Source organism: Lysobacter sp. CFH 32150 (assembly GCF_022758295.1).
GTDB lineage: Bacteria > Pseudomonadota > Gammaproteobacteria > Xanthomonadales > Xanthomonadaceae > CFH-32150.
In genome coordinates this window covers 1-22,066 of sequence record NZ_JALDWJ010000014.1, presented here as the reverse complement: position 1 = coordinate 22,066, position 22,066 = coordinate 1, and the positions used below count along the sequence as shown (strand labels likewise).

General features: G+C 56.1%; 24 protein-coding genes. All 24 read right to left on the bottom strand.

All coding sequences use genetic code 11. The features are described from left to right. Nucleotides 1–146: 146 nt before the first annotated feature. On the bottom strand, nucleotides 147–458 hold the full coding sequence (locus tag MO486_RS16295) for a DUF5076 domain-containing protein (protein WP_242910887.1): 312 nt from the start codon (nucleotides 456–458) through the stop codon (nucleotides 147–149). 445 nt (nucleotides 459–903) lie between these two features. Continuing rightward, complete coding sequence (locus tag MO486_RS16290) at nucleotides 904–1,572, bottom strand: serine protease (RefSeq protein ID WP_242910885.1); 669 nt, start codon at nucleotides 1,570–1,572, stop codon at nucleotides 904–906. 747 nt (nucleotides 1,573–2,319) lie between these two features. Further along, on the bottom strand, nucleotides 2,320–2,661 hold the full coding sequence (locus MO486_RS16285; RefSeq protein ID WP_242910883.1) for a hypothetical protein: 342 nt from the start codon (nucleotides 2,659–2,661) through the stop codon (nucleotides 2,320–2,322). A gap of 88 nt (nucleotides 2,662–2,749) precedes the next feature. Beyond that, the gene (locus MO486_RS16280; protein WP_242910881.1) at nucleotides 2,750–3,094 is read right to left on the bottom strand and encodes a hypothetical protein; all 345 of its coding nucleotides are present in this window, start codon (nucleotides 3,092–3,094) and stop codon (nucleotides 2,750–2,752) included. Between the two features lie 865 nt (nucleotides 3,095–3,959). Beyond that, a complete protein-coding gene (locus tag MO486_RS16275) occupies nucleotides 3,960–4,364 on the bottom strand; it encodes a hypothetical protein (RefSeq protein WP_242910879.1) in 405 nt (134 codons plus the stop codon). Between the two features lie 72 nt (nucleotides 4,365–4,436). After that, complete coding sequence (locus MO486_RS16270) at nucleotides 4,437–5,069, bottom strand: hypothetical protein (protein WP_242910877.1); 633 nt, start codon at nucleotides 5,067–5,069, stop codon at nucleotides 4,437–4,439. 69 nt (nucleotides 5,070–5,138) lie between these two features. Further along, the gene (locus MO486_RS16265; RefSeq protein ID WP_242910875.1) at nucleotides 5,139–5,429 is read right to left on the bottom strand and encodes a hypothetical protein; all 291 of its coding nucleotides are present in this window, start codon (nucleotides 5,427–5,429) and stop codon (nucleotides 5,139–5,141) included. Between the two features lie 1,059 nt (nucleotides 5,430–6,488). Continuing rightward, nucleotides 6,489–6,878 (bottom strand): VOC family protein, encoded by a 390-nt coding sequence (locus MO486_RS16260; RefSeq protein WP_242910850.1) that lies wholly within the window; start codon nucleotides 6,876–6,878, stop codon nucleotides 6,489–6,491. Nucleotides 6,879–7,345: 467 nt separating this feature from the next. Next, nucleotides 7,346–7,708, bottom strand: a complete 363-nt coding sequence (locus MO486_RS16255; RefSeq protein ID WP_242910843.1) for a hypothetical protein — start codon at nucleotides 7,706–7,708, stop codon at nucleotides 7,346–7,348. 67 nt (nucleotides 7,709–7,775) lie between these two features. Beyond that, complete coding sequence (locus tag MO486_RS16250; protein ID WP_242910841.1) at nucleotides 7,776–8,234, bottom strand: hypothetical protein; 459 nt, start codon at nucleotides 8,232–8,234, stop codon at nucleotides 7,776–7,778. Nucleotides 8,235–9,165: 931 nt separating this feature from the next. Next, a complete protein-coding gene (locus MO486_RS16245; RefSeq protein ID WP_242910838.1) occupies nucleotides 9,166–9,507 on the bottom strand; it encodes a hypothetical protein in 342 nt (113 codons plus the stop codon). Nucleotides 9,508–10,451: 944 nt separating this feature from the next. After that, nucleotides 10,452–10,940, bottom strand: a complete 489-nt coding sequence (locus MO486_RS16240; RefSeq protein WP_242910836.1) for a YcxB family protein — start codon at nucleotides 10,938–10,940, stop codon at nucleotides 10,452–10,454. A gap of 55 nt (nucleotides 10,941–10,995) precedes the next feature. Then, nucleotides 10,996–11,658, bottom strand: a complete 663-nt coding sequence (locus MO486_RS16235; protein ID WP_242910834.1) for a DUF6348 family protein — start codon at nucleotides 11,656–11,658, stop codon at nucleotides 10,996–10,998. A gap of 525 nt (nucleotides 11,659–12,183) precedes the next feature. Continuing rightward, nucleotides 12,184–12,495, bottom strand: a complete 312-nt coding sequence (locus MO486_RS16230; RefSeq protein WP_242910826.1) for a hypothetical protein — start codon at nucleotides 12,493–12,495, stop codon at nucleotides 12,184–12,186. Nucleotides 12,496–12,580: 85 nt separating this feature from the next. Further along, nucleotides 12,581–12,787 carry a hypothetical protein gene (locus tag MO486_RS16225; RefSeq protein ID WP_242910824.1) on the bottom strand — a complete coding sequence of 69 codons (207 nt, stop codon included), beginning with the start codon at nucleotides 12,785–12,787 and terminating at the stop codon, nucleotides 12,581–12,583. A 224-nt stretch (nucleotides 12,788–13,011) separates the two neighbouring features. After that, nucleotides 13,012–13,458 carry a DUF4279 domain-containing protein gene (locus tag MO486_RS16220; protein WP_242910822.1) on the bottom strand — a complete coding sequence of 149 codons (447 nt, stop codon included), beginning with the start codon at nucleotides 13,456–13,458 and terminating at the stop codon, nucleotides 13,012–13,014. A 68-nt stretch (nucleotides 13,459–13,526) separates the two neighbouring features. Next, complete coding sequence (locus tag MO486_RS16215; RefSeq protein WP_242910820.1) at nucleotides 13,527–13,964, bottom strand: hypothetical protein; 438 nt, start codon at nucleotides 13,962–13,964, stop codon at nucleotides 13,527–13,529. Nucleotides 13,965–14,887: 923 nt separating this feature from the next. After that, nucleotides 14,888–15,367, bottom strand: a complete 480-nt coding sequence (locus MO486_RS16210; RefSeq protein WP_242910812.1) for a GNAT family N-acetyltransferase — start codon at nucleotides 15,365–15,367, stop codon at nucleotides 14,888–14,890. Nucleotides 15,368–15,764: 397 nt separating this feature from the next. After that, the gene (locus MO486_RS16205; protein WP_242910788.1) at nucleotides 15,765–16,283 is read right to left on the bottom strand and encodes a hypothetical protein; all 519 of its coding nucleotides are present in this window, start codon (nucleotides 16,281–16,283) and stop codon (nucleotides 15,765–15,767) included. Between the two features lie 549 nt (nucleotides 16,284–16,832). Further along, a complete protein-coding gene (locus tag MO486_RS16200; protein WP_242910786.1) occupies nucleotides 16,833–17,288 on the bottom strand; it encodes a hypothetical protein in 456 nt (151 codons plus the stop codon). Nucleotides 17,289–17,345: 57 nt separating this feature from the next. Beyond that, nucleotides 17,346–17,765, bottom strand: coding sequence for a VOC family protein (locus tag MO486_RS16195; RefSeq protein WP_242910783.1), 420 nt, complete (start codon nucleotides 17,763–17,765; stop codon nucleotides 17,346–17,348). 1,074 nt (nucleotides 17,766–18,839) lie between these two features. Next, the gene (locus MO486_RS16190; RefSeq protein WP_242910781.1) at nucleotides 18,840–19,211 is read right to left on the bottom strand and encodes a VOC family protein; all 372 of its coding nucleotides are present in this window, start codon (nucleotides 19,209–19,211) and stop codon (nucleotides 18,840–18,842) included. A 483-nt stretch (nucleotides 19,212–19,694) separates the two neighbouring features. Next, the gene (locus MO486_RS16185; protein ID WP_242910773.1) at nucleotides 19,695–20,024 is read right to left on the bottom strand and encodes a hypothetical protein; all 330 of its coding nucleotides are present in this window, start codon (nucleotides 20,022–20,024) and stop codon (nucleotides 19,695–19,697) included. Nucleotides 20,025–20,856: 832 nt separating this feature from the next. Continuing rightward, the gene (locus MO486_RS16180) at nucleotides 20,857–21,162 is read right to left on the bottom strand and encodes a cupin domain-containing protein (RefSeq protein ID WP_242910771.1); all 306 of its coding nucleotides are present in this window, start codon (nucleotides 21,160–21,162) and stop codon (nucleotides 20,857–20,859) included. Nucleotides 21,163–22,066 lie beyond the last annotated feature (904 nt).

The window sequence follows — 22,066 nt, the reverse complement described above, 5'->3', positions numbered from 1 at the left end:
TGAAAGGCCTGACTCATTGAGCCATGCGATCGTGGACAGCACGTCGTCAGTATCTGGCTTGAAATGCGCGCGAATTGTCATTAGCGGCCTAACGCCTGAATTAAGCCGAGCCGCGAAGCGGCTTCGGCTTGAATGAATTGTTAGGCCTACGTGTGGCCATGGTGGAACGCCCCCTCTACATCCGAGGTCGGGTCACCCAGTTCTCGGTCGAATGCTTGGCGTATGTCCGCAAGTGTGTCACTTGGATTGAGGCCGTACTGCTCTTGCAGGGCATTGACGATATGGCGGGCAACGTCCGAGAGGAGGATGCCCCAAGCGGCTGGCTCGTCGCGGCCGCTGTCGTGCCACATGCCGATATTCATTGTGCAATGCAGGCCTTTCTCCGCCGCCCATGCACTGAGGAGCTGGACAGCCTTCTCGTCTCGTTGTGCCGCTGGCGGAATAACTAAAGTCTTCATAAGTAGGCCTAACGCCTGAATTAAGCCGAAAACAATCGCGCAGCGATTGGTTTTCGGCTTGAATGAATTGTTAGGCCGCAAGGTATCAGATTGCCGTGGCGGTCGGGCGCGGAGCGCACGGACGCCATGCCTGACGAAGCTGCCTGTGCCGGCCGAAAGCTAGGAGAATCGGGCGCGCCACACGGAAGTGGCGCGATGAAACGCTGGCTGGAGCAGGAATGCCTGATAGACAGCTGCTGCTGTTGCAGGAACATCCGGGCGCCGAGCGAGGAGAGGGAAAGCAGAACTCGCCGAACTTGGGCAAGTGGACGTCGAGGAGCCAACGGAAGAGTCGGGAGGCGAGGTGCGCCGGTTGGATGTTAGGTAAAACTACTGCTGCGACTTTTCAGCGGCCTAACGCCTGAATTAAGCCGAGCCGCGAAGCGGCTTCGGCTTGAATGAATTGTTAGCCGCCGCGATGAGCCGCAATGAGGCTAAGGATGTATTTGGAGCCATATGCGACGAGAAAGCCCGTGTTGTATGGAACTTTCATGCCATTAGCCTCCCATTTTGCGTCCAGTACGTCCTCGTACTCGACCTTAAACTTTGAGACGACGCCAGCAATACGAATTTCGCGGGGTTGACCAGGCGGGTAGAAGAACAATGGCCCTCCCGAGAAACCCTCATTGTTGATTGCGTCAATGTGCAAAATCTGGGGATCGCTGTTCTGGAACGCCGAAACGGTGCCCTTCTTTACATAGGCACATGGCAGGCCTCCCATAAGCGCCCCGACATTGCTCCACATTTTGTAGGGGAACCCGACAAAGTGGACATCCTGGCCCAAGACGATCCCGGCGATGGTTGGATTTACCAAGAACTCGGGGTGAGTAAGTCGTTCCTGAAGCTGTAGAACAGAGATGTCTACTTCGCCACGAGCATGGCCAACGACGAGTGCAGACACGGTGCGCCACCTCTCATTTTGAAACAGCTGAATTGAGAGTTGGTTCTTAGTCTGATCGAGTAGATGTCTAGCGGTAACTAGGTACTCCTGTCCTTCGACATCAACGGTGAACGCAGTGCCGTACTCCTCGGCCTTGATGAAGAACGTTCGGTAGAGGATGTTGGAAGGAACCATGAGCGGCTAACGCTTGAGTTAAGCCGACCCGCTGCGGGAGAAACCGGCAGCCGAAACGGCAACAAATTGCGAGGTACTCAAGCCGAAGCCGCGAAGCGGGTTCGGCTTGAACGAATTGTTAGGCGCGACGATGCCCGACCGGGCGAGTGACTGCAACTGCGGGCTTTTCCTGCCAAGGCCAGGAAAGTCGGGCGCGGCGCGATTGCCTGCGAGGCCCTCGTTGCTGACACGAGAAAGGCGCAAGCCGCGACATAGCCGCGTTGGAATACGAGGCCAACCCGAAATCACTGGGGACGCGCGTTCGATACCGAACGGAGCAATGAACACTTGCGAGTGCTTTGCTCTTTGACCCAGAGACTTGACGGTTGGGGCCTAACGCTGGAATTAAGCCGAGCCACGAAGTGGCTTCGGCTTGAATGACTGGTTATGCAGCCCCGGAGAACCGGCGAAGGACTGCGGCTGAAGTGATTCTAAGACGATAACAGTCGGGACGCGGGAATCACTGGATGGAGCCAGGACAAGGAGCGGGGAGCTCGACCTGCCCGAAGGTGAGGGCGCCGCAATCGGGACACGAAAGACTTGATGGAGCGAGCGGCGCGGCGCGTTGCTTGCCGAAGCGGGCTTTTGCAGTGGCGATGCAAATCGGCTTTACGAGAACACGGACCAAGCCTTTGTCCGACCGCGCATAACGCCTGAATTAAGCCGAGCCGCGAAGCGGCTTCGGCTTGAATGAATTGTTAGGCCCCGTCACTCGATCCGCAGCGACTCACCGGCGCCAGCAACCTGGCCAGTGCGAGTGTTGACTGACCAAGTGCCAACAACCTGACCGTCAATAGAGCAGCTGACCTGAAAATAGTGCGTGCTATCAACGACGCCTGGGCCAAAGGGGCGCTTGGCCGACCAGGCGCGCTCTTTTGTGTCATGCCACCAGTCCGGGCTTTGATCTAGTTTGCGGACTTCGGCGCTGCGAGATGTCATGACCAGGCGGATTGCCGCTGCATGAGGCGACTCATCTAGGACATCCGCCGCAAGCGAAATGCCCGAAATTCCGGCGAGGACAAGCAGCAGAAAGAGATGCAGGGTCTTCATGGCTATCCGATCGCGGAAAGGGGCCTAACGCCTGAATTAAGCCGAGCCGCGAAGCGGCTTCGGCTTGAATGAATTGTTAGGGCCCAGCTTAGGGGCACCGTTCTTCGGCTATTTTCTTCAGTTCAATTCCATCAAGCTCAGGAATGCGACCCACTAAATACTTCCAATTTGCAGCATTGACGGAATCAATCACAACGCCGTTTTTTAGGTTTATAGCAACCATGCGTTTTGCATCAGCGTACGGCACCTGTTGAATCTTACACGCGACAATGTGGTCATTATTGAAGCCGATAGAGACAACTCTTGGGCTGATGATTTCAACTCCCCTATGGTCCAGAATTGCGCCTCCCTCCAGCTTGTAGCCATTTGGGAGCGAACCCGAACTGGAACAAGCTGCCAGGCAGATAAAAAGCAATGCCAAAATCTTTCCCATGGGGCCTAACGCCTGAATTAAGCCGAGCCGCGAAGCGGCTTCGGCTTGAATGAATTGTTAGCCGGCACGCCGTAGGCCCGACCACAGCCAGTAAGCGCCCAACCCGCCGAGCAGAGCTATGCCAGACGCGGAACGGCTGCCACCGAAGTAGGTGAGACCAGCAACTGACAGCAACATGGCAGAGCCACTAGCGACCAAAGCCCAACGCGGTACCAATGACCGTTGAGTCGTAGCGCCAGTGGTGCGAAACACCAGCGTATAGCCAGAACAAGCCAATAGCAGGGCTAAGGAAAACAGAAACACTAAAGCGAAAGAGCCCGGAGCGTTAAGAAGCTCGCGACCGCCAACAATTGCAACGAATGCAATGAAGGCAAGCGCGCCAGCGCCTATAAGAAGCACCAAGAGTCCGAGTGTTCGCTTTGCTGCAAGGGACAATGCTTTCATGCCGGCTAACGCCTGAATTAAGCCGAGCCGCGAAGCGGCTTCGGCTTGAATGAATTGTTAGACCGTTGCTGCATGTGCTGCGAACTAATCCTTGAGCAGATGATTGCAGTGGACACACATCTTTGCGTCTGTCGGCCAAGCGCGATCGAAAGACGATAACGGAGGGTTGCCGCAGTTTGGGCAGAGTGTGCTCCCGCGTAGTACGAACTGATGAACGACGAAGCAAAAGCCGATGAAGGCGGTCAACCAGAACAAGCCGCCACTTGGCGCGAAGTGCATGGCGATCATGCCAGAAAGGGTCAGGCCGATTAGTAACCAGGAAACACGAACATCCGACTTCCGTGCTGCGAGCAATGCGGCCCACTTGTCGATGACTTCCTGTGAGCGTATGTGAGCTTTCATCAGCGGTCTAACGCCTGAATTAAGCCGAGCCGCGAAGCGGCTTCGGCTTGAATGAATTGTTAGACCGCGCCCGCCAAACGCCGACAAGTGCTAGCACGTTGACGATCACAGCGAGCCAAAAGGTACCTTTCAGGTCTTGCCACAGGCCTACGCTAGCGAAGTACAGGCAAGCGGTTGCACAGAGTGACGCAAGTAAGCCAAGGACGGAGCTGCGATACAGAAACACCACGCCCGCTACGCCAAGAGCAGTAGTTACAAGCCACAGTGCCTTGACCCAAATAGATGTCGCCCACAAGGCAACAATCTCTGGCTTTGCCGGAAAGAAATTGAACACAAGATCAAAGGCCACCAAGGCGTGTCCGAGAGTGATGAATCCCAGAACAAGGGCGGCGAAACGGCTAACGAAAGGTGTTCTTTTGGTCACCTGATAGCTCCAACAGCGGTCTAACGCCTGAATTAAGCCGAGCCGCGAAGCGGCTTCGGCTTGAATGAATTGTTAGCCTTGCCGTGTGAGCCACACACGATAGGCGATGAACCCGATAGCTAAAACGTAGACGGGTACCACACGCCAAGGCGTGTGGAGAAACAGAGAGAACGGGATAGATGCAGTGAGTGGAGGTTTAGCCCGCCGCACATACACGTTGAGAATTGCCGTGACTATCAAAAAAATGCCAAAAACAAAATACATAACGGCAATGGCGGAAGCATTTCGACTGGTCATTGCGCCAATATTAACGGCTTGTACCAGAACGACCGTAACTGCACTAAGCAGAGCAACAAGCGAACCAACGACCCAAAGCGTCAAGTCTCCAGCAAGGCGCCGAACTATGCCTCCAAACCGACCCAGGCTGGAGCTCTTGCTCCACTTGACGCCACCAACGTGCTCAGCATCTTTGAACATCATCGCGACAAGAGAAAGCATGATTGCAGCTGAGCCAATCAGGTTTAAGACAGGAAGAAGCGATTTGGACGCGTTTGCCAAATACCCGATACCAGAGAATCCGGTCTCTCTACTCGCGAAGTAAGCTGTAGCAGAGGCGATGCTAGACCAAACCAAAATTCTGAAAATGATGTCGCGATGAAGGCGCCGCTTAAGCCAGTCATCGAACCAATTGCTATCCGTAGCCATAATTTCTCCAAGCAAGGCTAACGCCTGAATTAAGCCGAGCCGCGAAGCGGCTTCGGCTTGAATGAATTGTTAGGCCAGCGCCGCGATGACGCTGGCCAGGTAGCACGCAAACGAAATGCCAATGCCGATAAAGGGAGTGCTGAACCAGTAAACCTTGCCCACTACGAAGAGCCCACCGACCGTCAGTAAGCCAACTACAAGCAAGTACGGTGAGGAGAACAGAAGACTACCGTGGGCAATCGCCAGGAAGCCATAGATCAAGCCGAAAAGCATAGCGGCCATGCTGTGGCTGATATTGAAGCCAACCCAGCAGCGCCACATCGTTGTTTCTTTTGTAATGACAGGTGAAACCTCGCTCATGCGAGCTTGCAGAGCAGGATCACGTGGCGTGAGCTTTGGTCCAACAAACGTGATCACGAGGTGTACCGTGCCGAGCGCAAAGAGTACGACTGCGCTAGCGACCATTAGAACTGTGGCTATCAAGGCACTCTCCTTAGCGGCCTAACGCCTGAATTAAGCCGAGCCGCGAAGCGGCTTCGGCTTGAATGAATTGTTAGGCCTCATCCTAGGCCCTTTGTAACGGCGCCGTAGGACAGGCCGAAGAGCACAAGCGCTAGGAACACCGATACTGCTACGTACAAACGACGACGCGCTCGCTCACCAAGCTGATTGAGCTGCTCATCCTTCAGTTCTCGGTACCGGCGCTGGGTAATAAAGCGAGCGAACGGAGATGAGGCACTGGGCTCTGCGCCTGGAGGTGGCGCAATTTGGGCCCAGAGCTGCGGATGATGAGCTTTGAGATGCCGCGAGACTTGGCGCTCCGCGTAAATGGCCATCGCGAAGGCAGGAAATACCGCTAGTACCGAGAGCAAGAAGCCGATTGCGAGGAAAGTGACCATGAGGCCTAACGCCTGAATTAAGCCGAGCCGCGAAGCGGCTTCGGCTTGAATGAATTGTTAGGTGCCAGCCAAGGTGTCGATTGAGCGGCGGATGCACCTGCCAACGCACCCACGGATGTGATCGGCTTGTTGAACATGACTCCTGATCCGATCCAATAGGTTTTCTGGGGAGTAGCCAGGCGAATCCATGTAGCCGTGCCAGACTCGATGCTGGATCTCATTGATCCATTTTAGCCCGTCTAGTTTCTGGGTTTGGCTGTAGGAGTCATCGCTCCAGATCTCGCGTGCGCCAATGGTGAGCTCGAACCATAACCGAGCGTAGACCTGACGCCGCTGCTCTGGGTTGAGTGCCTCAAGTTCGGTAACGATATTGCTCAAATGGCACCTAACGCCTGAGTTAAGCCGACCCGCTGCGGGAGAAACCGGCAGCCGAAACGGCAGCAAATTGCGAGGCACTCAAGCCGAAGCCGCGAAGCGGGTTCGGCTTGAATGAATTGTTAGGCGGCGTACTAGGCATGGCTCAGTCGTGACTAATATCAAGCCGCCGCTGTGCCACATGCCACAACACCCCCGATGGATCAGTCACATAGGCAATACGCAGCCCCCACGGCTGTAATGCCGGCGCCTTGGGCGGAGCTACTCCGAAGCGACTAGGAAGATCTAACGACTGGATGTGGGTCCACCACGCATCAAGGTCATCAACCATGAGTTGCATCATGAAATTCTCCGCCCAGTCTTTTTGGTAGTAAGACTGCAGGAGAAATTCTCCGCGTCCCATGCGGAAGATGGCCACAGTGGCATCAAGAAGCTTCTCGAAACCCAGCGTCTCGTAGAAACGCTTGGATAACTCGAAATCTTTTGCTGGAAGGAACGGTCGGGTAAGTTCAGTGCCAGCGGGAACCTTGCTCATTTCTTATCTCCATCAGCACGCCGAAAGCCATTCCAGCCGCCTAACGCCTGAATTAAGCCGAGCCGCGAAGCGGCTTCGGCTTGAATGAATTGTTAGGCACCAGCGCTAGACAACGAGCGACCAGCTGCCACCGGAACCATGATAAGTCTCACAAGAAAGGCAAAAAAGCTGCCCACAACTATTGCAGCGGAAGTAGCAAAGAACTAGATCATCAGGTGGCCCAGACAGCAGCTGGGAAAACTGGGTGCGCCAATCCTCTTTCTTTGGGTCAGCAAGCGCAGTCTCCGACAATGCGCCTGCTTCGATCTCAGAGCGGATCACCGAAATAGCTTGGCGAAGATCGCTAGGGGATCTGATCTGGTGTTGGATCTGAAGATCTTTGCAGGTTGGGCAAGTAGTAATCGTCATCTGGTGCCTAACGCCTGAATTAAGCCGAGCCGCGAAGCGGCTTCGGCTTGAATGAATTGTTAGCGCCCGTCGACGGGCTGCTTGCTGAGGAGTTTGTAATGCATGTAGAAGGAAATTGCGGCAAGCGCAAAGTACGCGGCGCCTAATAGCCAATCTCCGGTGTTGTCATGGCCCATCAGTGAGGATGCATCATGGGAAATGATTAGGCCGGCAATGACTAATGGAACGAGTAGTGCTGAGGCAATGATCTTTCTCGCCTTGCTTGCGGGAAGGGCGAGAAATATGGCCAGGACGAGATTGAAGCCAATGAATGCCGGTATGCCAATCAACATGGTGGCAATGCCCGTGTAGTCAGTAGCTATTGCGGGGAAGCTTGCCAGTCCTAGGATGGCCAGTACTTTGAGTCGCAAGACCTTCTCCATGGGCGCTAACGCCTGAATTAAGCCGAGCCGCGAAGCGGCTTCGGCTTGAATGAATTGTTAGGCAACACTACGGCTGCCATACGCCGAGCACAATGAGAAGAAAAAGCGAGCCAATGACGGCAACAGCTGATGCGGCAAGGCATAAAAGGCCGAGCAAAAATACGCGCCAATTGGACTGAAATGTGAAGCTTGGAGAGTCTGCAATGGCCTGTTTAGTCATTTGGTACTTTTCAGCAATGTGTCTCCCTATGGCGATGTAAATAATCGCAAAGAGGAAGGCGGTTCCCTTCTCCGGCAGAAAAGGTGCAATCGCGATGATGGCCAGAATTGCTACTGACCCAATTATGAGAGTTCTTTTCGCTAGGCGACTATTGCCAAGCGCTACGAAATTGGCCCAAAGAAAATAAATCAAGCCGACAGGGCCACCAATCGTTCCGCAAGCAATTTGCGTCGGTGAATAAAGGCGAGTGGACTCAGAAATGGGCCGAATTGCGGGAGTGGAAGATTGATATTGAGTGGCTGTCATAGCTCTCACATGTGGTGCCTAACGCCTGAATTAAGCCGAGCCGCGAAGCGGCTTCGGCTTGAATGAATTGTTAGGCCGGAATTGCCCTGGCCATGAGCTGAGCTTAGCGCGCCGCAAACCGGTTGCTCAACGAGGCAATAGCCCAAGCAACGAGCCAAGCCACCGCTAGCCAAAAGAGAGCCAGGAAAGTCCAGCCAAACGGAGTAGGGGCGCACCAACCCCAGCCACACAGGCCATTGTGCTCAAGCAGGCCAGGTACGCCAGCCTTATGGAACAAGTAAATCGAAAGGCCAGGGACGAGTAAGAACAGTCCCGCAGGTGACTCGGCGAAAGACGGCCAAACGAAGCTGAGACCAATCAGCAAGCCGTAGACCAGCAAAAGCCCCGCGAGAATCTTGAGAGTGCGTGGCTTGAGCATTTGGTGGAGGCCTAACGCCTGAATTAAGCCGAGCCGCGAAGCGGCTTCGGCTTGAATGAATTGTTAGGCCGCGTCCCGGAATGGCAAAGGCGGATGCGTACGCCAACAGTTATTGTCATTGCCTTAGCGGGCCTTTCTCGATGTTCTGGCACAACGGTCATGCCCTGTGCAAGAAACTTCTCGCATGGCGCCGCACCAACCTGAATTGCCCTTGGGTCGGTAGTACGAAAAGAGGCTTCACCATTGCGATTGGTCTCTGTAACTGACACGACCTCAAAATGCCCCGGCTCAAAGCCTTTCCCGGATTGGAACTCCTCAAGCCACACCTTCGTGGCTGGCATGGGGAGCGCCGTATCCGTATCCACAACGCGGACGCGAATCTCGTAAGGCTGGGAAAGCCTGGATATGCAGGATGCAGTTGAGAACAGAGTGCCGGCACCGAGCGCTAAGCCCAAGACTGCTCTACCAGTTATCTGCAAGCTGATGGGCATCAATAGCGGCCTAACGCCTGAATTAAGCCGAGCCGCGAAGCGGCTTCGGCTTGAATGAATTGTTAGGACGCAAGGTAGCAGAAGGCGGGACGATCGGGCGCGGAGCGCACGCGAAGACGGGCAAACGCTGCCATTGCCAGCCGGAAGCCGATTGAACCGGGCGCCGGTCGAGACTGCTGCGTGAAACGGTGGGCAGCACGAGGATGTTGCCGTCAGCCTGGTGCCCGGCTGCCAATCGTGCGCCACTGCGAGCCGAGGCCAGCACGATCTGGAGCACGAGCAACAACGACTGTGAAACCGCAAAGAATCGGAAGGCGAGAAGAGCGGCGTCCGCAAACAAGCCGCTGGATAAAACTGAAAGCATTTAGCGGCCTAACGCCTGAATTAAGCCGAGCCGCGAAGCGGCTTCGGCTTGAATGAATTGTTAGGCAGCGGGCTACTCATGCTGGATTACCGCCAGCCGTAACTAATGTAGGCGCGTCTGTTAGAGGCGCGGCCAGTCTCGGTGGCATTGTCTGCAATGGGGCGAGCTGCGCCGTAGCCGTAAGCCGGTGAAAGGCGCGATGCCGCGACTCCGTGCGCCAGAAGCCAGTCATGAATAGCTTGTGCGCGACGCTTTGAAAGTGCGACACAGTCGGACCCCGAGCATTCATGTGTGTCGGTGTATCCCTCTACCCTGAGCGGTACGTCTGGCGGGAAACTAGAGATGATCTCCAGGTCATGGCGAAGAGCGTTGCGCGACCTAGCGTCAGTCAATGAGTCTATGAGGTTGTCTTGGGCTAGCGGGAGGCCTGGCTTGAAATTGACGCCGAAGAAGTCCTCCGGCTCTGCGAAGTAGCCAGCCTGAGGGGCGTGGCTCGGTGTGCCCGTAGCGGCGCATCCGGCAGCCAGCAGGAATATAAGTGCTAGTGAGAGCCTAGGCATACCGTAATGTTCGTCCCGCCGCCTAACGCCTGAATTAAGCCGAGCCACGAAGTGGCTTCGGCTTGAATGAATTGTTATGCAGCCCGGACAACCGGCGAAGCGCTGCAGCTGAAGCGATTCTAGCCAGTAACAGTTGGGGTGCGGGAATCACCCCATGAAAGCCAGGACAAGGATCGGGGGAGCTCGACTGGCCAAAGGTGAAGGCGCCGCAAGCGGAACGCGAAAGACTGCATGGACACGGCGGCGCGGCGATTGGTTGCTGAAGCGAGCTTTTGCAGTGGCGGTACGAACCGGTTTTGCGATAACACAAACCAGCTGTTGCCCAACCGCGCATAACGCCTGAATTAAGCCGAGCCGCGAAGCGGCTTCGGCTTGAATGAATTGTTAGCCAACTTTACCTCCCGAAGCCGTTACACGGGAGAGGATGAACGCAGCAGTCTCCGGCGTCACGTCAGCTAGCGGCAGAGTTACAAATTGGGATTTTGAAAGCATGAGCAGCCAACAAGACTTGAACTGCCACACCTCCGTAACGGCCGACCAAGGAAGCGTTGCAGTGCCTGCGCCAGATGACAACGATAAAGAAGCCTCAGAAGCATCGAGCGTAGCTTGAGGGTTGCCCATAGCCTTGAGCTTATGGAGCGCGTTGCGATAGTGGACGACGTAAAGCGCGACCATGAAAGTGAAGCCGAGCACGAGCACGCTTGCCAATACGCCTACAAGCCATGAGGTGTCGCCGCCCAGGACAAGCATGATGAGAGCGGCAGCCGACAGGGCTAGGGCTACGAGAAAACGGAATCCAACCACGCGCCACCAGAAGCCGCGCACCGCTTGGCGAAGGAGTGGTTTACTGTAGGTAAGGATTACGCGATGCATTGGCTAACGCCTGAATTAAGCCGAGCCGCGAAGCGGCTTCGGCTTAAATGAATTGTTAGCCCTTGGCCGGTAGGGCCAGGAAGAAGTGCCTAATGGCTTGATACTCATCACTGGGCTGCCAACTCTGATGGTTGATGACGTCTAGGGCCTCTGGCCAAGGCTCATTGTCCAGAACGGCCTCTGTGGCTTGGATTTTGCCGTGATACGACGCCACAAAAACACGCACCCAGTGGGGGCTGGAAAGCTGGATCCGCTCAAATTGCTGTTGAAGTTGCTGGAGTACAGCAGAGTAGGTATGGGTAAGTACAGATTTGCTTGAGTGTTGACTGAGTAATGGGCCGCTGTAGACAGTCCAGTGGCCAGATGGGCTGGCCCAATGCTCTATTTCTGCTTGGCACTCCTTGCATCTATGATCAGACAGGGCCTCAAGAAGCACATGAAAAGTTCCTAGAAGAAACTTGCCGAAGGCTTGATTGATTGCCTCAGCGGTGGTTGACGCAATGCCAGCAAAACACTCAGAAATGATGCCTCCGTTTAGCCGCGGACTCTCAGCCAGAATCTCTAGTGAAATCGTGCGGTGATCTGGAACAGTGCTCATCTCGTGCACAAGTGGAGTCAGTCGTAGATCTCCCGGAATGAGAAAAGAACCATCGGCGCACACGGATTGAATGCCGTGTGCGAGAAGTGCGTTCTCAAGTAGCGATTCAATCTGTTCCAAGGGCTAACGCCTGAATTAAGCCGAGCCGCGAAGCGGCTTCGGCTTGAATGAATTGTTAGGCACCTGCTTTGCTCCTGAACAGGCGCCATGCCGAACCGGCAAGGATAGAAAGCAATGCAGACGCCAAGAGCTGCCCAACCAACGATGTGTACTCCAGCACGCCAGAGCTAAAAGGGCTAACCAGGCAACACCAACGACGAGCCTCAACTATTGCCACGGCAAGCAATGGCGCAACTAGCACTGCCAAGGCTACGCAGAATATCGAGGCGGCGATGGTGCGGGGCGAGGCCGCGGCAGGTAGCAAGACAAAGAAGGCTGGTACGGCCACAGGAAGGAAGAGCGCCCAAGCCGGCCGGCTGGCCAGCGGAATGAAAACGTACAACTCAGCATAGGCAAGCAAAAGAAGCGTAAGAAGTACGCTGCTTATTACGAATGGGCGCGCTGAGTGCTTCATGGGTGCCTAACGCCTGAATTAAGCCGAGCCGCGAAGCGGCTTCGGCTTGAATGAATTGTTAGGCCTACGCACTACGGAAGAGTGAACTTGCGCGTGTTGCGTAGCGGCCAGACCGAGGTGAATCTTGCGCCGCCGGACAAGCGGAAGGCAGCGGAAATACCCTGCACAACACCCAACCTTTCTAAAACATCCCGTGCTCGTCGAAAAGAGTGGCGGGGATCAGGCGTAAGCATAAACAGGTTGATCTCTTTCGGACTGACGTCATAGCCCTCTAGCTCGACAGTATTGCCCAGCGCCTCCTTCAACTCGCTCTCAATCGTCGCGAGGAATACTTCATTTGCCAGAGACTTACGCCAGAACTTGATGACGAGCTGATACTCCATTGCGCGATTGTAGGCCTAACGCCTGAATTAAGCCGAGCCGCGAAGCGGCTTCGGCTTGAATGAATTGTTAGGCGGCATGCGCTTGCTAGTCATAGAGCATGCTGCCGAATCTAAATAACACGGAGCTGCCACGAAACACGCCAAAGAAGTTGCCGCCGCTCTTGGGGCAATATACGCGGCGCAGCTGATCGCCGGGCTGCAGCAATGAAATGGCCTCGGCCCACTCAGGTGACGTAGCTAGATTGGGGTTGCCCAGCTTGTCTGCAAAGTCCAAGACCTCGTCGCGATCCATCGGGATCGAAACCCTACATTTGGCGAATCCGAGCTCTCGCGCAACCGCTGATGATTCCAGTTTGGGTCCGATTGGCTGGTGGGCGCAGCCGACGACGAATAGGGCGCTGAGAACTATCAGTATGAGCGCTGAGAGAAAGCATTTTGAGTCGCGAGAATGCATGACGTGCCGCCTAACGCCTGAATTAAGCCGAGCCGCGAAGCGGCTTCGGCTTGAATGAATTGTTAGGCCGCGGGCTCGGGAACGGGCTCGTGGCCATATACGTCAAAATCTAGCGCAATCCCGAGCGCGACGCATTTGCGCAACAGCTCAGGCGAGAGCGAAAACCCAGAGTTGAAGCTCTCCAGGAAGAATCCGATAAACAACTCGGCACTACCGCCCGAGGTGATGAGCTGACTTAAGAGGATTGAATGTGCGTCTAGCCGTTCAACGGTAGTTAGAAGAAACGCCTCAACATCCTGGCTCTCAGGCACATCCAAGGCATGGCACCAGTACGACTCTTTATATTGCCCAGGCAGCGGCTCGCCGTTGCGTGACCTGCGAGACTCGCCGACGACATGCTGAAAATCTGGAGCGAGTCCCAGTGCATCAGCGAAATAAGTGAGCGGCTCAGTTGGGTGGCGCAGTCTGAGCGAGACTCTGTAACGGTAAGTGTGCAGATCAGTCTCCACCGCGGCCTAACGCTTGAATTAAGCCGAGCCGCGAAGCGGCTTCGGCTTGAATGAATTGTTAGGTGCGACTAGTCCCACGAGAACCACCACCATTTGAAGTGACCCTCAGGAAGCTGGGCCGCCTCAGGTTGCCCGTAGGGCCATCCTTCAGCAGCTCCGTCCGATAGCAGATCCGCGGCCCAAGCCTGAATCTGCTCTTCCGAAGCGGAGGTAAGCACGTGAACATTCTCTGCGTAGGGCCAGCCACCTGAAATAATTGGATCAAGGTCGTAGATGTTGACGAGTACTGATTTAACGTCAGGTCGCCCTTGGAGCGACTTGAGCCTCTCGTGGAAGAATCCGACGCCGGGATGATCTGACAAGTTGACTGCGATTGACTCGTTATCGTCGTTACCGGCAAAGAATTCGTCGACGGTGACAACAGGTGGCGGTTGTTTGTGCCGCCAGTCCGGTGTCCGGAAACCTTGATGGAACACAGCTCTTAGCAGTTTTGTCCGACTATCCATATCTATCACTCGCACCTAACGCCTGAGTTAAGCCGACCCGCTGCGGGAGAGACCGGCAGCCGACACGGCGACAAATTGCGAGAAACTCAAGCCGAAGCCGCGAAGCGGGTTCGGCTTGAACGAATTGTTAGGCCGCCACAGTACCTAGGAAAATGACCGGCCGACAAGCCACCCGCTTGAAAACGAAGCGGGAAGCGCCGGGCGCGCCGCGAGACACTTCGGGCGCCTCTCTTGAATGCGATCGAGTCCGGTAGAGCGATCCTGTCCGGGAAAACTCACGAGCGCTCGCCGAGAGAGTATGTAGCGCGCTCGATGGTGCTGGCCGAAGCCGCTGGTGGCGAAGCAGCAATGTACGCGTGGCGGCGAACGTGAGCCGCGCGCGTAGCGGGCGGCGGGGGAGGCCGGAAACAACAGAAGGCTGCGATCCCGAGAAACTCGCGCGCGATAGCGGGCGACGAGTGGCGATGCCACTGGCTACGCGAGTGTGCTTTGCAGCGGCCTAACGCCTGAATTAAGCCGAGCCGCGAAGCGGCTTCGGCTTGAATGAATTGTTAGGGCCCATGCTACTCAATGACCCATGGGCCGTCAGCAAACCGGGCACAAAATGCCTCCGGCCCGACGTGGTCGTCCGATTTGAGCGACACGCTAAAAGTCTCGCCAGCGCTGAAACTAATGATTAGCGAGTCTTCGCTGGTGTATGCGACGGACTGGACAGTGAGTCCAATGAGGCTTGCAAGTGGCCTGGATGAAGAATGTTTTGAGTAGGCGGAGAAAGAGCAGCCTGTGAATTGAAGGCCCACACCTTCAGAGTCAGTTCCGGCCGCTAGGAGTGCCATACCAACAAGGCGGTCAAGAGGGCTCGTCATGGGGCCTAACGCCTGAATTAAGCCGAGCCGCGAAGCGGCTTCGGCTTGAATGAATTGTTAGACGGCCAGCGGGAGCTCATAGAAGCGGGTGCCCGGCAAATGCGTGTTGTTGTATGCCGGTATCTCGCTGAAGCCGAGCTTGCGATAGAGCCCCTGTGCCGTCGCCATGCTGGGAAGCGTATCTAATCTGAGCGCAGTGTAGCCAGCACCACGGGCTGCTTGTATTGCTGCCTCGATGAGATGCTCGCCGAGCCCCCAGCCGCGAAAGGCCGGACGCACATACAGCCGTTTCATCTCGCCGGTCTGATGGTCCAAGCGTCGGAGGGCGACACAGCCAGCTGTGTCTCCGTTGATCTGCGCGATGAGCAGAGTTCCATGCGGCGGAACGTAAGGCGATGGGAGGGCGTCTAGCTCAGCGGCGAATCCTTGGTACTCAAGGTTGACACCGATTGCATCCGAGTACTCACGAAAGAGTTCCCGAACAATCGCGACTTGCTCTTGGCTTTCTGCAGGTATGAGAGCGATTGAACCTGACATGGCCGTCTAACGCCTGAATTAAGCCGAGCCGCGAAGCGGCTTCGGCTTGAATGAATGGTTATGCAGCCCGGACAACCGGCGAAGTACTGCAGCTGAAGCGATTCTAGCCAGTAACAGTCGGGGTGCGGGGATCACCCCATGGAAGCCAGGACAGGGATCGGGGGAGCTCGCCCAGCCGGAGGTGAGGGCGCCGCAAGTGGAGCGCGACATAGTTCATCGGGTCGGCGGCGCGGCGTGTTGTTGCTGACGCAGGCTTTGCGCTTTTGCGGTGCAAGCTAGATTGCGAAATCACCGAATCAATGGGAGTGCGATCTCTAGCAGTGCTCTCGACCGCGCATAACGCCTGAATTAAGCCGAGCCGCGAAGCGGCTTCGGCTTGAATGAATTGTTAGGCACTCTACCCGCCACGCGCCCGATTTGGCCATTCCCTTACGGCGCGACGCTCCTTGCCGACGAGGCGGGCGCGCCAAAGTAGATCCGTGAGCAGGATGGCAATAGCTGCGTTAAGTCGACCACGCGGAGTAGCGCTTGCCTCATGGTCCTTGGGGCCAAGCCAAGGCAGCTGATTGCAGAGGTCCGCGGCACGGCCAGCGGAAAGCGACACGCCTTGCCAAGAATGGCCAAACTCATTTCGGACCTTGCGGATGAGTGTGATCTCTTTGAACTCATTATCTTGAATAAGCCCAAGGGAATGAGCAGCCGCAGCACGCGATGAAAGAGTGCCGAGTGGGGCATTGAAGCCGGTGATGAGCTCCTTTGCAGAAGGAGTGTCCGCAAGGAACGCAGCCAGAATCTCCGACAGGCGATCATCAAGGACAGCTGCCGCCGTAAGGGCAGCCCCCCGATCGCTCTCCCGATTGAACTCCGAGAGAAAGCTGGCAAGGGCTTCTATTTCAGGTTCCGATGAAATCGCCATGAGTGCCTAACGCCTGAATTAAGCCGAACCGCGAAGCGGTTTCGGCTTGAATGAATTGTTAGGCCTCACTGCATCTGAGCGCTGCACGCGCCAAGTTGATAAGACCCATTCCAAGCGAGCGGGTCTAGCACGTCCCGGTCGGTGTCAACATAGTGAAGATTAACTGCCAGCTGCGGCCAGCTGAACTCCATTGTGCCGCCGTACTTATAGAAACCTTTCTCCGATGGGATCTCAGATCCATGTACGGACCCACTAATCCTTGGTACTTGGAACGTCTTCTTAGCTTCATGGCTCTGCTCGGTCGTCGCTCGAATGACCGAGTGCGACGTGCTGTAGCGAGTGCCCGCAAGGGTGATCTCGTAACCGTCATCGATTTCGCGGCACGAGGCTTGCTTAAAGTTTCTTTGCGTAGCGCAGCCACCTAGTAACGCCAAAGCGGCAGCAAACAACGGCGTGGCTTGTAGGATGAGTGAGGGCATTTTGGTGAGGCCTAACGCCTGAATTAAGCCGAGCCGCGAAGCGGCTTCGGCTTGAATGAATTGTTAGGCCTCACAGGGCGCTCGACAGGGAGCTGTAAACGGCCGTAGGTGCCTTAGAGAGGCAGACTACCAGGGCCGATTTACTCGGCGCACCCCCTGGCCCGAGGGACCCATGCGAAACGATGAGAGCGGATCCGGACCAATAGAGCGCAAAGGAGCCGGTGCCGCCGTTGATATAGGCGGCCCGCAACAAATACGGTTTGGCGGGTGGGCTGCACTTGAAGTCAGGCCGGCCGAAATAGGCGATGTCATTCTGCTCTTGGGGCAAGAACGGCGCCTTAGCCAACCAATGCTCGGCCGTGCTGAGTTTTGAGGCAGGAACCTCAAAGAATGAGGAGGCAGGAAGTTCCGTCCAGTTTGCCCAGGTGCCGACCGAAGCGGGCGCTGGCTTAAGCCAGGGCGCCGAAGACGCAGCAAGAGCCGGAAAGGAAAGTAGAGCTAGCAACAACTTTGCGAGATCTTTCATGAGGCCTAACGCCTGAATTAAGCCGAGCCGCGAAGCGGCTTCGGCTTGAATGAATTGTTAGGCCTCAGCCGGGTCACGTTGAGTGCCGAGCACGGCAGCAACGTTGCGGTAGGCCTTGATCTCAATGATGTTGTTGCTGGGATCACATAGCAACATTTTGCCTTGCTCGCGCTCGGTGCCTACGCCAGCAATGGTGGGCGGCCGCAGAAAGGTACAGCCTTGCCTCTCAAGCTTGGCTCCGAGTGCCATCCAATCTTGCCAAGGCAAGATAGCTCCGAAATGGCGCACACCGTGCTGCTCTGGAGGTAGAACCTCACTTGGCCGATTGTGCAACGTGAGTTGGTGCCCAAGCAGAAGGATGTCCACCCAGTCGCCATTATCTCGGCCCACCGTGGCGCCAAGAGCATCACAGTAGAAAGCCTTGGCCGCAGGGAGATCTAGAACCGGGAATGACAGATGAAAGATGGGGCGGTCCACAGTGCGCTTTCCTGAGGCCTAACGCCTGAATTAAGCCGAGCCGCGAAGCGGCTTCGGCTTGAATGAATTGTTAGCGCCCGCCCCGGAAAGGTATGCAGGCGCGCCCAAGGCGTCAGCGTACTGCGAGGCCGATAAGAACGGCCAGTAGGTCATGTCACCAGCCGCACTGACGCGACGAAAGTAGATGCGCCCGGCCAAGCCCAAAGTCAGTAGGTTGCTGAGTGTGAGCAGAGTGGATTTAGTCCGAGATAGAACTGGCCATGGATAGGGGAGGCCGGACTTGAGGAACAGAATGCAACGAGTTGCCGCATCTCTCTGGGCAGGCGCCAGTTTGTCAGAACCACTCAAACGGTGCTCCCGAAGGTCGCAGTAGAGCAACCATAAGAACTGGCTATAAATCTCTCGGATGGCTGGGTCGTCTGACTTTGGAATTGCATCATCAAATTGGTAGTTGGTGATGCGTGCACCGACGAGCCAGCGAGTGGACTCAGCTAATTTTGCTCGGGCTTGCGGATCAACTGCCATAGGGCGCTAACGCCTGAATTAAGCCGAGCCGCGAAGCGGCTTCGGCTTGAATGAATTGTTAGGCCACAACGTCATTGACCTGTTCCGCTGATACTGCCACGAGACCTACTCCAAGATTGGATATCCATCGTGGACGCGGCCGCCCCAAACAACCAAAGTCCCGTTCGGCTCTCTCTGGTGGGCTGAACATATGCCGCTCTCGATTTCTTGACCCAGCTTGGCACCCGGCGGGGCCACGCACTCGCCCTGGCATTCCTTACCGATTCCTTTACACGTGACTCCGGCGTCGGTGGTTGGTAAGCGGCAAACGAACCACGACCTTGTGTATTTGGTGATCTTCAATTTGGGGTACATGACTTGGGGTGACGTCCACTCACCGCCCGCGTCCAAGCACTTTGCTTGTAATGCAAAGTCGTCTGGTCGTTGTGAGTGGGCGCAGCCACCTAGGGCGATTGCAAACAAGAAAGCGAGGGTTCTCATTGGGCCTAACGCCTGAATTAAGCCGAGCCGCGAAGCGGCTTCGGCTTGAATGAATTGTTAGATGGCCGGCTAGATCTGCGCCAGCATGAGCACGTAGCCATCTGGGTCTTCCAGCCGGCACTCACCGCCTGGCATGTAGAACGGATACTTGATCTCACCGGGGGAATGACCGAGTTCTACCAATGCGCCGCGAGTCTGCTTGATGTTGTCAAAGTAGAGATAGAAAAGGATGGCTTGCTGGGATGCATCAACTGGCCCGTCAGCCAAGCCGACCATCAGATTGGCCTGCTCGCTCTCCAACCATGCCCAGACGGGCGCGGATTGGCCTTGTGGAACGACGGTGTTCTTGACCCTGAAGCCGAGGTCTGCGTAGAACTTGATGCTGCGATCAACACTGGCAACGTGCGCGAAAGCAACGAGTGATCGTGTTTGGGCTGCCATGTTGTCTCCAAGGCCATCTAACGCCTGAGTTAAGCCGACCCGCTGCGGGAGAGACCGGCAGCCGACACGGCGACAAATTGCGAGGTACTCAAGCCGAAGCCGCGAAGCGGGTTCGGCTTGAACGAATTGTTAGGCCGCCACAGTACCTAGGAAAATGACTGGCCGACAAGCCACCCGCTTGAAAACGAAGCGGGAAGCGCCGGGCGCGCCGCGAGACACCCCGAGCGCCACTCTTGAATGCGATGGAGTCCGGCAGCGCGGTCCTGTCCGGGAAAACTCACGAGCGCTCGCCGAGAGAGTTTGTAGCGCGCTCGATGCACTAGCCGAAGCTGACTTTTGACGAAGCGACACACGCCGACGGCGACAGGGTGCGCGATGCATGAGCGCGGAGCTGCAAGCAAGGCATAGATAGCTTTTGCTTTTGCAGCGGCCTAACGCCTGAATTAAGCCGAGCCGCGAAGCGGCTTCGGCTTGAATGAATTGTTAGGCCGCGCCGCCACGTGGGTACACGCTGCCAAATGTGTTGATGCAAATGATGTTGGACATTGGGACAAATAAAAAGCCGTCCTGGCGGTCTGATGGAACGTGACGATCCGGTGGGCCTGAAGTAAGTGCGACATCGGTGAGGTAGAAGACGACGCCGTGTTTTGTTATGCGGGAAATGGACAGTGCGTCCTCGACTTGGCTGAGATACGCCAGCGTTGGCGGGACAGCGTGCAACTGGATTTCAACAACGCCAATGTCATATACCTTTTGCCAAGTATCGGCAGTTGAAAGGCCTGACTCATTGAGCCATGCGATCGTGGACAGCACGTCGTCAGTATCTGGCTTGAAATGCGCGCGAATTGTCATTAGCGGCCTAACGCTTGAGTTAAGCCGACCCGCTGCGGGAGAACCCGGCAGCCGACACGGCAACAAATTGCGAGGTACTCAAGCCGAAGCCGCGAAGCGGGTTCGGCTTGAACGAATTGTTAGGCGCGACCATGCCCGACCGCGCGAGCGACTGCAACTGCGGGCTTTTGCTGCCAAGGCCAGGACAGTGGGGCGCGGCGCGATTACCGCGAGGCCCTCGTTGCTGACGCGAGAAAACCGCAAGTCGCGACACGGCCGCGTCGGAATACGAGGCCAACCCGAAATCATTGGGGACGCGCGTTCGATATCGAACGGAGCAATGAACACTTGCGAGTGCTTTGCTCTTTGACCCAGAGGCTTGGCGGCTGGGGCCTAACGCCTGAATTAAGCCGAGCCGCGAAGCGGCTTCGGCTTGAATGAATTGTTAGGTGCCAGCCGCGCGGGCTGCCACCAAGCGGGCTAGTACATAGTGGCCGAACGAGGCTAACTCTGCCTCTGAGAGCGACTCAATGCTCTTCAGATCCATGGCCTCATAGTCTTTCCACGTAACAACAACCCGATGCTGCCAAGGTCCTTGGCCGGATGCGCCGGAATTTGCCACGTCGTCCATGACCACGCGGAGCATTCCGTTGGGTAGGGCACGGATGCTGCAGACAACACCGTCAGGCCCTCGCTTTTGGTCATCTGTTCGAATGTCTGTCATGGCACCTAACGCCTGAATTAAGCCGAGCCGCGAAGCGGCTTCGGCTTGAATGAATTGTTAGGCGCCATCTTAGCCTCGTGACGCCAGCGATCAATGCAGGTGAACTGCCAGCCAGAGAGCACCCTGAGCAACGCGCCGCACGGTGTGTGGCGTACCGGCAGGTAGGAGCAGATAGTCACCGGAATGGAGTTTGATAGCCTCACCGGCTACCTCAAGCGTCGCTTCCCCTTGGAGCATCACAACCCATTCGTCTTGGGCTTGCACGTACTCCGTCGGGGTTATTGCAGCGGAACTCACGATGCGTTCAATGACGAGATTCTTGTGACTGAGCAATGTCTCGAAGCGCTCACCCTCTAAAGGTGCTTCAGCACCAGCGAATAGGTTTGCAGTTCGCATGACGATGATCTCGGTATGGCGCCTAACGCCTGAATTAAGCCGAGCCGCGAAGCGGCTTCGGCTTGAATGAATTGTTAGGCCCCATGATCGTTCACCGGACCTTGGTAGCGCATTGCGACTCGCTTGTTACCGTGCAGCAAACATAGCTCCAATCTTGTAGGTGCCTAGCAGATGCAGCGGTTGCTGCCAGAGCAGCGCAAGAAGCTAAGCCCTCGCGACGTGAAAAGTAGCTTGCCTCGGTGTAACCCGCCAAAAAGTCCGTTTCGCTTGCCGGGTCGTACACCCAAGAATCAAACCCCTTCATCTTGTATGGGAAGAACTCGTCGTCATGGCCTGAGCACGCGGCCAGTAGCACAAGTGAAAGCACTAGCACTGCCGGATTCTTCCGCATGCGATCAACTCCGGATGGGGCCTAACGCCTGAATTAAGCCGAGCCACGAAGTGGCTTCGGCTTGAATGAATTGTTAGGCCTCATTGCCGGAGGCCCGCCACCGCGAAAAGACAACCTGCAACTCTGCAGGGGAGACAGATAGCCATTGTGACCAGACTGCCTCCTGGCCGTGCGGGTAACCGAGCAGGTTGCCCATTGCATTGTTGAGCGCGAGAGCTATATCACCCGTGAGCGGTGTGGCAGAAGAGAACGAGTCCGCGAGGGATTCAACCTGGGTTCGATCGAGGCCGAACAGTGAGTGGAACTCCCAATCCGGAAAGAACGGGCCACGAGCTGCGGCAACTAGCGACTCTCTAAACACTTGGACGTCCGAAACGCTTTCCATGAGGCCTAACGCCTGAATTAAGCCGAGCCGCGAAGCGGCTTCGGCTTGAATGAATTGTTAGGCACCTGCTTTGCTCCTGACCAGGCGCCATGCCGAACCGGTAAGGATGGAAAGCAATGCAGACGCCA

What these genes read in the sequence shown, in the direction of transcription:
- MO486_RS16295 (WP_242910887.1), bottom strand. Translation starts at nt 458, where the DNA reads ATGAAGACTTTAGTTATTCCGCCAGCGGCACAACGAGACGAGAAGGCT.
- MO486_RS16290 (WP_242910885.1), bottom strand. Translation starts at nt 1,572, where the DNA reads ATGGTTCCTTCCAACATCCTCTACCGAACGTTCTTCATCAAGGCCGAG.
- MO486_RS16285 (WP_242910883.1), bottom strand. Translation starts at nt 2,661, where the DNA reads ATGAAGACCCTGCATCTCTTTCTGCTGCTTGTCCTCGCCGGAATTTCG.
- MO486_RS16280 (WP_242910881.1), bottom strand. Translation starts at nt 3,094, where the DNA reads ATGGGAAAGATTTTGGCATTGCTTTTTATCTGCCTGGCAGCTTGTTCC.
- MO486_RS16270 (WP_242910877.1), bottom strand. Translation starts at nt 5,069, where the DNA reads ATGGCTACGGATAGCAATTGGTTCGATGACTGGCTTAAGCGGCGCCTT.
- MO486_RS16265 (WP_242910875.1), bottom strand. Translation starts at nt 5,429, where the DNA reads ATGAGCGAGGTTTCACCTGTCATTACAAAAGAAACAACGATGTGGCGC.
- MO486_RS16260 (WP_242910850.1), bottom strand. Translation starts at nt 6,878, where the DNA reads ATGAGCAAGGTTCCCGCTGGCACTGAACTTACCCGACCGTTCCTTCCA.
- MO486_RS16255 (WP_242910843.1), bottom strand. Translation starts at nt 7,708, where the DNA reads ATGGAGAAGGTCTTGCGACTCAAAGTACTGGCCATCCTAGGACTGGCA.
- MO486_RS16250 (WP_242910841.1), bottom strand. Translation starts at nt 8,234, where the DNA reads ATGACAGCCACTCAATATCAATCTTCCACTCCCGCAATTCGGCCCATT.
- MO486_RS16245 (WP_242910838.1), bottom strand. Translation starts at nt 9,507, where the DNA reads ATGCTTTCAGTTTTATCCAGCGGCTTGTTTGCGGACGCCGCTCTTCTC.
- MO486_RS16240 (WP_242910836.1), bottom strand. Translation starts at nt 10,940, where the DNA reads ATGCATCGCGTAATCCTTACCTACAGTAAACCACTCCTTCGCCAAGCG.
- MO486_RS16230 (WP_242910826.1), bottom strand. Translation starts at nt 12,495, where the DNA reads ATGGAGTATCAGCTCGTCATCAAGTTCTGGCGTAAGTCTCTGGCAAAT.
- MO486_RS16225 (WP_242910824.1), bottom strand. Translation starts at nt 12,787, where the DNA reads ATGGATCGCGACGAGGTCTTGGACTTTGCAGACAAGCTGGGCAACCCC.
- MO486_RS16215 (WP_242910820.1), bottom strand. Translation starts at nt 13,964, where the DNA reads ATGGATAGTCGGACAAAACTGCTAAGAGCTGTGTTCCATCAAGGTTTC.
- MO486_RS16210 (WP_242910812.1), bottom strand. Translation starts at nt 15,367, where the DNA reads ATGTCAGGTTCAATCGCTCTCATACCTGCAGAAAGCCAAGAGCAAGTC.
- MO486_RS16205 (WP_242910788.1), bottom strand. Translation starts at nt 16,283, where the DNA reads ATGGCGATTTCATCGGAACCTGAAATAGAAGCCCTTGCCAGCTTTCTC.
- MO486_RS16200 (WP_242910786.1), bottom strand. Translation starts at nt 17,288, where the DNA reads ATGAAAGATCTCGCAAAGTTGTTGCTAGCTCTACTTTCCTTTCCGGCT.
- MO486_RS16190 (WP_242910781.1), bottom strand. Translation starts at nt 19,211, where the DNA reads ATGGCAGCCCAAACACGATCACTCGTTGCTTTCGCGCACGTTGCCAGT.
- MO486_RS16180 (WP_242910771.1), bottom strand. Translation starts at nt 21,162, where the DNA reads ATGCGAACTGCAAACCTATTCGCTGGTGCTGAAGCACCTTTAGAGGGT.